This window comes from Methanoculleus chikugoensis (assembly GCF_900095385.1).
GTDB lineage: Archaea > Halobacteriota > Methanomicrobia > Methanomicrobiales > Methanoculleaceae > Methanoculleus > Methanoculleus chikugoensis_A.
Map to the genome: position 1 here is coordinate 1 of NZ_FMID01000051.1, position 10,092 is coordinate 10,092.

13 protein-coding genes are annotated in these 10,092 nt (G+C 64.1%); 6 read left to right on the top strand and 7 right to left on the bottom strand.

Annotated features, from left to right (window positions below):
* The 3 genes from thrC to L21_RS10960 form a co-directional block, all read left to right on the top strand.
* A partial coding sequence (thrC, locus tag L21_RS10950) for a threonine synthase (RefSeq protein WP_074370510.1) occupies window positions 1-614 on the top strand: 614 nt, incomplete at its 5' end.
* Complete coding sequence (locus L21_RS10955) at window positions 554-1,168, top strand: DUF5803 family protein (protein WP_256713090.1); 615 nt, start codon at window positions 554-556, stop codon at window positions 1,166-1,168. The genes thrC and L21_RS10955, both read left to right, overlap by 61 nt.
* Entirely contained in the window at window positions 1,165-1,740 is a 576-nt protein-coding gene (locus tag L21_RS10960; RefSeq protein WP_074370511.1) for a LysE family translocator, read from the top strand. The genes L21_RS10955 and L21_RS10960 overlap by 4 nt, the downstream gene beginning before the upstream one ends.
* Here L21_RS10960 and L21_RS10965 read toward each other — a convergent pair.
* The 7 genes from L21_RS10965 to L21_RS10995 form a co-directional block, all read right to left on the bottom strand.
* Window positions 1,715-2,626 carry a thiamine pyrophosphate-dependent enzyme gene (locus tag L21_RS10965; RefSeq protein WP_074370512.1) on the bottom strand — a complete coding sequence of 304 codons (912 nt, stop codon included), beginning with the start codon at window positions 2,624-2,626 and terminating at the stop codon, window positions 1,715-1,717. The genes L21_RS10960 and L21_RS10965 overlap by 26 nt on opposite strands.
* Entirely contained in the window at window positions 2,627-3,781 is a 1,155-nt protein-coding gene (locus tag L21_RS10970) for a transketolase C-terminal domain-containing protein (protein WP_074370513.1), read from the bottom strand.
* Window positions 3,781-4,041, bottom strand: a complete 261-nt coding sequence (locus L21_RS10975) for a 4Fe-4S binding protein (protein ID WP_074370514.1) — start codon at window positions 4,039-4,041, stop codon at window positions 3,781-3,783. Before L21_RS10975 ends, L21_RS10970 begins: the two co-directional genes overlap by 1 nt.
* The gene (locus tag L21_RS10980) at window positions 4,041-4,586 is read right to left on the bottom strand and encodes a pyruvate ferredoxin oxidoreductase subunit gamma (protein WP_074370515.1); all 546 of its coding nucleotides are present in this window, start codon (window positions 4,584-4,586) and stop codon (window positions 4,041-4,043) included. Before L21_RS10980 ends, L21_RS10975 begins: the two co-directional genes overlap by 1 nt.
* A gap of 144 nt (window positions 4,587-4,730) precedes the next feature.
* Window positions 4,731-5,348, bottom strand: a complete 618-nt coding sequence (hxlB, locus tag L21_RS10985) for a 6-phospho-3-hexuloisomerase (RefSeq protein ID WP_074370516.1) — start codon at window positions 5,346-5,348, stop codon at window positions 4,731-4,733.
* Window positions 5,349-5,449: 101 nt separating this feature from the next.
* On the bottom strand, window positions 5,450-6,322 hold the full coding sequence (locus L21_RS10990; protein WP_074370517.1) for a methanogenesis marker 12 protein: 873 nt from the start codon (window positions 6,320-6,322) through the stop codon (window positions 5,450-5,452).
* Between the two features lie 66 nt (window positions 6,323-6,388).
* Entirely contained in the window at window positions 6,389-7,261 is an 873-nt protein-coding gene (locus L21_RS10995; protein ID WP_074370518.1) for a DUF368 domain-containing protein, read from the bottom strand.
* A 275-nt stretch (window positions 7,262-7,536) separates the two neighbouring features.
* Between L21_RS10995 and L21_RS11000 the strand changes: the two genes are divergently transcribed.
* The 3 genes from L21_RS11000 to L21_RS11010 all read left to right on the top strand — a co-directional run.
* A complete protein-coding gene (locus L21_RS11000) occupies window positions 7,537-8,469 on the top strand; it encodes an NAD-dependent epimerase/dehydratase family protein (RefSeq protein WP_083608967.1) in 933 nt (310 codons plus the stop codon).
* 41 nt (window positions 8,470-8,510) lie between these two features.
* Window positions 8,511-9,665 carry a cofactor-independent phosphoglycerate mutase gene (locus tag L21_RS11005; RefSeq protein WP_074370519.1) on the top strand — a complete coding sequence of 385 codons (1,155 nt, stop codon included), beginning with the start codon at window positions 8,511-8,513 and terminating at the stop codon, window positions 9,663-9,665.
* Window positions 9,666-9,736: 71 nt separating this feature from the next.
* Window positions 9,737-10,092, top strand: a 356-nt coding sequence (locus L21_RS11010) for a chorismate--pyruvate lyase family protein (protein ID WP_143727283.1), incomplete at its 3' end; no start/stop codon positions are given.

Here is a 10,092-nt window from a genome sequence, read left to right on the forward strand (position 1 = left end):
CGGTCAACCCCTACCGGCTGGAGGGGCAGAAGACGATCGGGTTCGAGGCGATCGACCAGCTCGGCGGCGAGGTGCCCGACCGGATAGTTCTCCCGGTCGGGAACGCAGGCAACATCTCCGCGGTCTACAAAGGGCTTCGGGAACTTGAGGCCCTCGGGTTCATCGATCGGCTGCCGATGATGACCGGCATCCAGGCTGCCGGCTCGCAGCCGGTGGTGAAGGCAATCGAGCAGAACCTCGATGTGCTGGTTCCGGAATCCGCACCCGAGACCATCGCGACCGCGATACGGATCGGCGCCCCGGTGAATGCAGAGAAGGCGCTCGTCGCCATCCGGGCGACGGGCGGGACGGCGGCATCCGTGACCGACGAGGAGATCCTTGCCATGCAGCGCGATCTTGCGAGGAAGGAGGGGATCGGGGTCGAACCCGCCTCGGCAGCCTCGGTCGCCGGAATACGGAAACTTGCCGAACTCGGCCTGATCGATAAGGATGAGCGGATCGTCTGCGTGGTGACCGGTCATCTCTTGAAAGATCCCGAAACAGTGGTGCGACAATGCGAGCCCCCCACCGAGATCGACGCGGATCTGCCCTCGCTGCTCTCTGCCTTGCGCTGATCCTGATCGCTGCACCGGCGACGGCACAGGAGGCCGCCGTCCGGGTGCTCCCCAACGGCACCGCCTACGAGGCCTCGATCACGGTCACGGGGAGCGAACACACCTTCTGGACACCGGGAATGCTGGGGGAGCGGGTTCCGCTCCAGGTCGAGGGTCTCGAGGTGCTCGGTCCCGCGGGCCCGGTCGAGTACCAGGACGCGGGAAGGGGCGTCATCACCTTCCCGGAAGGGAACTACACGATAACCTACCGGGCTCCTGTGAGGGATAACCGCCTTGTCGCGGCCTTCGATACGCCGTATGCCGTGACCGTCGACCTGCCCGGGGGATTCGACGTCAGAAACCCGCTCATCGGCATGGTCAGCCCCGGCGCCGTGATCTCCACCGGGCCGAACGGGACAACGGAGGTCGCCTGGGACGGGATACGCGTTGTGGAGGTCCGCTTCTACACACCTGACCGCGAGATCCTGCTCACCACCTTCGGCACCATCTGGGTCGCGGTCGCGCTCGTCCTGATCCTCCCCCTCGTCATCTCACGGAGGAAAGAGGGCGAATGATCGAGATCGTCGCCGCGTCGTTTCTGATCGGGTTCTCCGGGGCCGCCTCGCCCGGCCCCATGACCGCCTCGGTCCTCGGCCTCGGATCGCGGCAGCCCGGGCGGTTCGTCGCAGGGCTGGTCGCGGGGCACGGCATCCCCGAAGCCGCCATGGTCGCGGCCATAGCCTTCGGCGTGCGCGACGTTCCGCACATCGACCTCATCGCCCTGCTCGGCTCAGGTATTCTGATCGCGTTCGGCACCGTGCAGTTCCTCCGTGCGGGAGAGGGTGTTATCGTGAAGGAGGAGACCCGGGCACCGGTTGCCCTCGGGCTGGCCTGCACGCTCGGCAACCCCTACTGGTGGGTCTGGTGGCTCACGTTCGGCGTCGGGTTTCTGGCGCTCCACCCGGCGTTCGTCGAGTTCTACGTCGGGCATATCGGCGCGGATATCGTCTGGCTCGGGCTCCTTGCCTTTGCAGTCGCGCGGGGAGCGAACGTTCTCGGCCCCCATTACAAAAAAGTGGTGCAGGCGAGCGGACTCGCCATGGTTCTCTTCGGGTTGTATTTTATTCTGACGATTCTTTTCGCTTGATGTCGATCCCGAACCGCTCGGCGTTGGCGTCGGCGATCGCCTGGATATTCGCGATCACGTCGTCCCGGCGGGCGGGCTTAAAGAGGTGCCGGAACCGCTTCTGCTTTGCGAGGTACTCCTCGACGGGTTTGCGCCGTACCTTCTTCGCCTTCTCCACCCGGCCGTCGACCATCTCGTAGTTCACCCAGAGACCGGTCTCGATGGCGAGTTTAGCCATGTTGAGCGTCTCGCCGGACTCAAAGCCCCATCCCGTGCAGCAGGGGGTGTGCACCTGGATGTAGCAGGGGCCGGGGGTGTTGATCGCCCGCTCGACCTTCTGCACGAAGTCGTTCGGGTAGGCGATTGAGGCCGTCGCGACGTAGGGCGCGCCGTGTGCGGCGAGGATCGCGGGCATGTCCTTCTTCGGGCGCGGGTTGCCGAGCGAGCACGGCCCGGCCGGGCTCGTCGTGGTGCTCGCACCGTAGGGTGTCGCGCCCGACCGCTGGATGCCCGTGTTCATGTAGGCCTCGTTGTCGTAGCAGATGTAGGTGATGTCGTGGCCGCGCTCGAAGGCGCCGCTGATGCAGAGCACCCCGATATCGAGCGTGGACCCGTCGCCGCCGATGCAGACGACCTTCTCCGTTCGTCCCTGCCGCTTCAGCGCGGCCTCGATGCCCGACGCAACCGCTGCAGGGTTCTCGAAGAGCGAGTGGATCCAGGGGACGCCCCAGGCCGTCTCCGGGTAGGGCGTCGAGAAGACCTCCATGCACCCCGTCGCGGCAGCGATGATGACGTTCTTTCCGGTCGCCTTGAGGAGGAGCCGGGCCGCAAGCGCCGGGCCGCACCCTCCGCACGCCCGGTGCCCGGCCGAGAAGAGCTCGCACCCTCCTCCCTCTACTTCAGCCATTCAGAGCACCTCCGTCCGTAGTCCATAGAACATATCTCCTTCTCCTTTCTCGGCGAGATCGACGACCGCGGCGATGTCCCGTTTGCGCACGTCGCGCCCGCCGAGGGCGATTATGTAGTCGTACACGGATATGCCGGAGCCGTAGAGCGCCGCCTTCACCTCGGTGCCGACCGCCCCGCCGCTGCCGAGCGATATGTTCTTGTCGAGCACCGCCACCGTCGAGACGCCCTTCAAGGCATCCGCAATCTCCTGAGCCGGGAACGGCCGGTAGGTCCGGATCTTGAGGAGCCCGATCTTCCGTCCGTGCTCGCGCATCTCGTCGATGGCGTCTTTTGCAGTGCCGCAGATGGAGCCCATCGCAACGAGCGCGGTATCGGCGTCCTCGAGCCGGTAGCCTTCGACGGGCGCGGAGTAGTCCCTCCCGAACTGCTCGCCGAACTCGCGCCCGGCCTTGATAAACGCCTCTTTGGCGCGATACTGCGCCCGGTCGACTTCGTAGCGGAATTCGGTGTAGTACTCGGGCGTCGCATACATCCCGAAACTCAGCGGATTTTCCGCGTCCAGCCGCTGGTACGGGTTAAAGGCCGGCAGATAGGCGTCCACCTCTTCCTGGGTGGGAAGGGCGACCGGCTCGAAGGTGTGCGTGAGAATGAAGCCGTCGAAGCAGACGAACGCCGGAAGGAGGACGTCGTGATCTTCGCAGACCTTATAGGCGATCATGTGGAGATCGGCGGTCTCCTGGTTGTCCTCGGCGTAGAACTGCAGCCACCCCGAGTCACGCAACGATATCGAGTCCTGCTGGTCGTTCCAGATCGAGAGCGGCGCGCCGAGCGAGCGGTTCGCGATCGTCATCACGATCGGCTGGCGCATCCCCGCCGCGTTGAAGCAGACCTCGAACATCAGGGCAAGCCCCTGGGACGTCGTCGCCGAATAGACCCGGGAGCCCGCCGCGCTCGCACCGAGGCAGGCGGAAAGAGCCGAGAACTCGCTCTCGACCGTGATGTACTCGGCATCGATCTCGCAGTTCGCCACCATCTGGGCGAGGTCTTCGACAATGTGCGTCTGCGGCGTGATCGGGTAGGCTGCGATCACCTGCGGGCGGCAGCGTTTCACGATCTCGGCAACCGCATGCGACCCTTCCATAAACTCCAGCATTATTTCTCCTCCTTTTCCATCCGGATGCTTTTCTTCGGGCAGATCTCTACGCAGATGCCGCAGCCCTTGCAGTAGTCGAGATCAGGCTCGAACGTGCCCTCCTCGGTCTCGCGGACGCACCCTTCCGGACATACCAGGGCGCACATGCCGCACCGGCTGCACGTCTCGGGATCAAAGACCGGTTTGAAGACCCGCCAGGCGCCCGTCTTGTTATCAAGCGCTTTCCCCGGCGGCGCAGCGCAGCCGACCCGTAGCGCCATTATGCGGCACCCCCGATCTGGTTGTACGCGCGTTCCGCCGCCCTGACGTTTTTGTCGGCCATGCTCCCGGAGAACCGGCGGCGCAACGCGTGCTCCAGCGGCTCCAGCTTGATCTCGCCGGTGGCTGCGGCAAACGCGCCCATCAGGGTTGTATTGGTGATGGGCACACCGAGTTCTTCGAGCGCGATGGTGGTCGCATCGATGGTATAGACCTTTACGCCCTCCGGAACGTGGGAATCGAAGTCGGGCTTCTCGGTATTGATGATGGCGATTCCGCCCGCTTTCATACCGTTGAAGACGTCGACATCCCCGATCAGGGTCGGGTCCTGCACGATGATGTAATCGGGTTCGTAGACCTGGCTGCGCAGCCGTACCTTCTCGTCGCTGAACCGGACGAACGCCTGAACCGGGGCGCCCCGGCGTTCTACACCGAAGGCCGGGAATGCCTGGGAAAAGGCACCGCCCTCAAATGCAGCGTAAGCAATGAGTTCGGCGGCGGTCACGGAACCCTGACCACCCCTGCCGTGAATGCGTAACTCTCTCAAACAAAAACCCCCTTTAAATCTTAATGATTAATAATATAAATACCCGGCACTCAACAGGGCGGGCCGGAACATCTGTTGCCCCCCGGAGGTGATATTTTTTGCCGGTGCCGGAGGAGGAGACGCGGGAGATGAGACTGCCGCCGATCACTGGACGTTTGCAAGGCGGCTTCTGAGATCTTCGGCGGTACAGTGCCGGACTTCCATGAGGGCCGAGACGATCGCGTCCGAAAAGACCAGCGCCACGGTCTCGAAGAGCGTCCCGAGCGGGGCGAACGATCCGGAGACCGACCGGTACTGTCCGGTGAGCTGGCGGATCTCGAAGTCGTGCGGGATATCAGCATCTTTGAGCTGGTTGTTCCCGATCTCGACGACGCAATCTGCCATGCGGCCGATACGCGAGTCGGCCGTCGAGGTGACGAGACAGATCTTCCCCCCGATCTCCCGGGCGGTCTCGCACGCGTCCACGACCGACCGGGTCTCTCCCGAACCCGAGAACGCGACGAGGACGTCTTCCGGGCCGAACGCGGGCGTGATCGTCTCGCCGATGACGTAACTCTCGAACCCGAGATGCATCAGCCGCTGGGCAAACGCCCGCGCGACAAGGCCGGAGCGGCCGGCTCCGGCGAGATATATCCGTTTTGCACTGAGAATCTCTTCGAGAAACCGGCCGGCATTTACCTGATCCAGCGTGCGCGCCGTCTCTTCGAGACGCGACGTCATCAGGAGCATGAGATCGGCGATACTGGGGCATTCCTGCTGCATGGTTCCGGCCTCTCCTCTAGTTAATCCACTATACTACCCCGCGTCACTTAAAAGAGTAGGAAACAGGAGGTTCGGCCTCCGGCGGTCTGCCCGGGCGGGGGCTACCGCTCAACCGCGAGCCCGAGGATATCGGTTGCCCCCAAGAAGACATCGCGGGCGATCCGGGCAAGCCCCCGGGAGGCGCACCACTCGTCGTAGACGGTGACGTTACGGGAGAGGAGTTCCTTCACCCGCGGCGCGATGGCGGGCGCCATGGAGCCGGCGAGGGCGACCTCCGCACCGGGGTTGAGGAGAAGCATCGAGGCGCATTCCATCGCGGCAAACATGGCCATCGTCTCCGTCCGCAGATCGGAAGGCACCGTGTAATCCACGCCTGCATGGAGAAAAGCGTCGTTTGCCGTCGACTCGCCCCGGTCGATCCGGCGGATGGCATCCACATCGAGGGCGCCGTGCCGGGTGCCGGGCGCGAAGACGCAGGCATCGAACGCGCCGGTGATCCTTCCGGCGGTCACGAGGAGGGTGACAGTGTTCGAACTCGCGTCGCAGACCACGACGTCGTCCCCGAGGTCGTGCACGACCTCATATAGGATCCCAATCTTCTCGGGACTCGACTGGTGGGAGTAGGCCTTGAACCGCGGGTCGGTCGGCGATGCGCGGTGCAGCCCGGGGATGACGACGGCGGGAAGACCGCTCTCCCTGATCGCGTCGTAGACCCTGGTGCCGCCGCCGATGTGCTTGCCGGCACCTTCCCGGGAGATGACGCCCCGGTTCCTGACTCGTTCAATCCCGGTGAGGGCCGAGATGCCGTCGCCCATCGAGTAACAGACGGCAATACCTTCGATCTCGTCGAGCGGAGCGAGTCGGGCAAGATCGTCGGCCGAGAAGTCCCTGGCCTCTTCCCGGGAGATCTTGAACTCCGCGTCCCCGCTTGAGAAGCGCATCGCGGTGGTGCCGTGATCGATCCCGATGAACATGATATATCCCGTTGCACCCTCTGGAGGAAGTAAGTTTTTGGATCGCTCCGTGCGAAGAGGCGTAAATCAGGCTGTTCCGGTCCGGTAGCGCCTCTTTACGTACTCAAACGCGCCGACGACGGCAAGTCCCGCAAGAAAGAAGACCCAGCCGCCGCCCACCATATCTCCGGCTGCGGCTCCTGTATCCCAGAGCATCCGCGCCGAACCGAGCATCAGGCCGGTGAGCAGAGCGAGCATCGCCGCGTGGTAGGTCGCGAGGAGGTACTTGAGAGCTTTCGTGAAGAGGAGGAGGCCCGCAACACCGCCGGCGATGTAGGCAAGGATCTCAGGAAGCAGGAATGACCGAAGCGCCGCAAGCATGAACTCGTACTGGTTGAGGACGAGGGTGATATAAGCTCCCGATATACCGGGGAGGATCATGGCGCAGAGCGCCGCCATCCCGGTGAGGAAGAGGACCGGCAGGGAGTGACCGGGGTCGAGGTTCCCGAGGCCCCCGAGAAGGTAGCCGGCGCCGGCCCCGACGACGAGGTAGGCGACGGTGGCCGTGTTCGGGGAGCGGATCTCAAGGAATATTGCGACCGCAGAAGCAATGATCAGGCCGAGGAAGAAGGAGTAGGTCGCTACCGTGTGATCGGTGAGGAGGGAGAGGATCACCCCGGACATCAGGAGGAAAGCGGTGCCGATACCGGCAAGGAGGACGACGAGGAACGGAAGATCGATCTTCTCGATGTCTGCCCTGAGAGACCCAAAATCACCCCGGACGAGGTGTTTTACCGAGGCAGGGTCGACACTGCCGATGGCTCCGACCAGCCGCTCGTAGATCCCGGTGATGAGGGCGATCGTCCCGCCTGAGACACCGGGGATGATATCGCAGGCTCCCATCGCGAGACCGCGGAGATAAATCCCGGCGTGTTCCCGGAGCTCGGGACGCGAACTCATTGCCCGGCTCCGCTCGGGATATCGGCGAACGAAAAAATTCGACTCTGCAGGCTGACGGCGACGGAAAACCGGCCGGATCTGCAACAGGTGCATGCCTCTCTCAATCGGACAACTCCTTGTGATTCATCATATGTCGGAGGCAACCATGAAAAATATACTCCGGACGAAGGTATCGGATCGTGGAGTGAGCCGCATATGGAATTAATTTTTCTCCGGGTTGAACTCCCCCGCTTCACCCATAAGTAAATCCTATAGCATGAGAGGGAGATTACTCTATGATGTTCTCTATCGTAACGGGCGGTGCCGGGTTCATCGGTTCGCACGTCGTCGACGCGCTGGCGGCAGGGGGAGACGACGTGCTGGTCATCGACGACTGCAGTGCGGGCACCGAGACGAACCTCGCGCACCACGCGGCGGGCGGGAAGGTCACCATTGTCAGGCAAAACCTGCTCGACGACGGGTGGCAGGAACGATTTTCCGGCGCAGATCGGGTCTACCATCTCGCCGCAGACCCCGACGTCCGGCAGAGCGCCGTGACCCCGGACTCCCAGATCAGGAACAACATCGTCGCGACGCACCGGGTGCTCGAGGCGATGCGGGCACACGGCGTGCCGGAACTGGTCTTCACCTCGACCTCGACCGTCTACGGCGATGCCGCCGTCATCCCCACGCCGGAGACCTATACGCCGCTCGAACCGATATCCGTCTACGGTGCGACGAAACTCGCCTGCGAGGCGCTCATATCGTCGTATTGCCACTCGTTTGAGATGACGTCGTGGGTCTACCGGTTTGCAAACATCATCGGCGAGCGGAGCGGGCATGGGGTCATCACCGACTTCATCCGGAAACTTCGCGAGAACCCGCAGGAACTCGAGATCCTCGGCGACGGCAGGCAGACGAAATCCTACCTGGAGGTCGGGGAGTGTGTCCGCGCCGTGCAGTTCGGGATCGAGCACTCGCGCGATCCGGTGAACACTTTCAACATCGGTTCCGAGGACTGGATCGACGTTGTCAGGATCGCCGATATCGTCACGGAGGAGATGGGTCTCTCCGGCGTCCGCCACCGGTTCACCGGCGGAGCGCGGGGCTGGGTCGGCGACGTGCCGAAGATGCAGCTCTCGGTCGAGAAGCTCAAGAGCCTCGGGTGGCGGTGCGGAACCACATCGGAAGAGAGTGTCCGGACAGCGGTCCGCGCCATGCTCGGATAGGGGGCACGCCGCCCCCGGATCAGGGATTACCAAGGGTTCACATGAAGTACATCGTCATTCTCGGGGACGGCATGGCGGACGAGCCGCTTGCCGAACTGGGGGGCAGGACACCCCTCGAGTACGCAGAGATACCGAATATGGACAGGATCGCCCGCGAGGGCCGGTGCGGGATGCTACGGACAGTGCCCGCAGGGTTCGAGCCGGGGAGCGACGTCGCGAACCTCTCGATCCTGGGCTACGACCCCCGCACCTCCTATACCGGGAGGGGACCGCTCGAAGCGGCCAGCATGGGGATCTCCCTCCGGGACGGCGAGATGGCCTACCGGTGCAACCTGGTCGCGATCCGCAACGGCGTGATGGAGGACTTCAACGCCGGCCACATCTCTAGCGCCGAGGGCGCCGAGCTCCTCCGCGACCTCTCTGCCGCGCTCGGCGACGTCCGGGTCCACCCGGGGATCAGTTACCGGAACCTGATGACCGTTCCCGGCGCGCGGGGCGCCGTCACCACCCCGCCCCACGACATCGTCGGTCAGCCGATCACGGCGTTCCTCCCGCGCGGCGACGACGCCGAACTCCTCCTCGATTGCATGGAGCGGGCACGGGAGGTCTTTGCCGATCATCCGGTCAACCGGCGCCGCTTTGAGGACGGAAAGACCGCTGCAACCGACATCTGGCCGTGGAGCGGCGGGAAGAAGCCGTCGCTCGCGCCCTTCCGCGAGAAGTACGGCCTTGTCGGCGGCGTGATCTCTGCGGTCGACCTTCTATCCGGCATCGCCCGCCTTGCCGGGATGGAGGTGATCCATGTTCCCGGCGCCACCGGGTTCATCGACACCGACTACGAGGCGAAGGCGCGGTATGCGGTCGACGCCCTCGACCGCCTCGACTTCGTCTACATGCACGTCGAGGCCCCCGACGAGGCCGGGCACATGGGGAGCGTCGAGGAGAAGGTGCGGGCGATCGAGCGGCTCGACGAGGCGATCGGGATCGTCCTCGACCGCCCGGACACGACCGTCGCGGTCCTCCCCGACCACCCGACGCCGATTCGGTGTAAGACCCACACAGCAGACCCGGTGCCGTTCGCGGTGCTCGGGAAGGGGAGGGACGATGTCTCCGCGTTCTCCGAGCGCGAGGCGGCAAAGGGCTCGTTCGGTCTTATCCAGGCGCCGGACTTCCTCTCCCGGTTCTTTTCGCCGTGAGCCTCCCTGACAGGAGCGGATATCCCGGCACCATCTTTTTGTAGTCCCCATGTACAACGCTACCCAAGGATATGGAACCCCTGACGGCAGACGGGATCGTCGAGAGGATACAGGAGATCGAGCATGGCGTAGGCAGGCTCTCCCCGATGCAGAAGGTTCTCATCGGGACCGACGGGTCGGTGACCGGCCTGCTCGAGATGGCGACGGGCCATCCCGTCACCATCACCACCCTGGTGCAGCACGTCGTCGGCGCCGATACCGAGGCGGCGGCGGCACTCGATATCGAGCAGGGCGACGAGGTCAACTACCGCGTCGTTGAACTGAAAGACGGCGTAACGGGAGAGGTGCTCATCTATGCGGTCTCCTGCACCCCGCTCCGGCGGCTTAAACCGGAGTTCAGGCAGGACCTCATGCGGGCCGATATTCC

Excerpts from the sequence above, each read along its gene's own strand:
- L21_RS10995 (WP_074370518.1), bottom strand. The coding sequence starts at position 7,261 with ATGAGTTCGCGTCCCGAGCTCCGGGAACACGCCGGGATTTATCTCCGC.
- hxlB (WP_074370516.1), bottom strand. The coding sequence starts at position 5,348 with ATGCAGCAGGAATGCCCCAGTATCGCCGATCTCATGCTCCTGATGACG.
- L21_RS10965 (WP_074370512.1), bottom strand. The coding sequence starts at position 2,626 with ATGGCTGAAGTAGAGGGAGGAGGGTGCGAGCTCTTCTCGGCCGGGCAC.
- L21_RS10970 (WP_074370513.1), bottom strand. The coding sequence starts at position 3,781 with ATGCTGGAGTTTATGGAAGGGTCGCATGCGGTTGCCGAGATCGTGAAA.
- L21_RS10990 (WP_074370517.1), bottom strand. The coding sequence starts at position 6,322 with ATGTTCATCGGGATCGATCACGGCACCACCGCGATGCGCTTCTCAAGC.
- L21_RS10955 (WP_256713090.1), top strand. The coding sequence starts at position 554 with ATGCGAGCCCCCCACCGAGATCGACGCGGATCTGCCCTCGCTGCTCTC.
- L21_RS10960 (WP_074370511.1), top strand. The coding sequence starts at position 1,165 with ATGATCGAGATCGTCGCCGCGTCGTTTCTGATCGGGTTCTCCGGGGCC.
- L21_RS11000 (WP_083608967.1), top strand. The coding sequence starts at position 7,537 with ATGATGTTCTCTATCGTAACGGGCGGTGCCGGGTTCATCGGTTCGCAC.
- L21_RS11005 (WP_074370519.1), top strand. The coding sequence starts at position 8,511 with ATGAAGTACATCGTCATTCTCGGGGACGGCATGGCGGACGAGCCGCTT.
- L21_RS10975 (WP_074370514.1), bottom strand. The coding sequence starts at position 4,041 with ATGGCGCTACGGGTCGGCTGCGCTGCGCCGCCGGGGAAAGCGCTTGAT.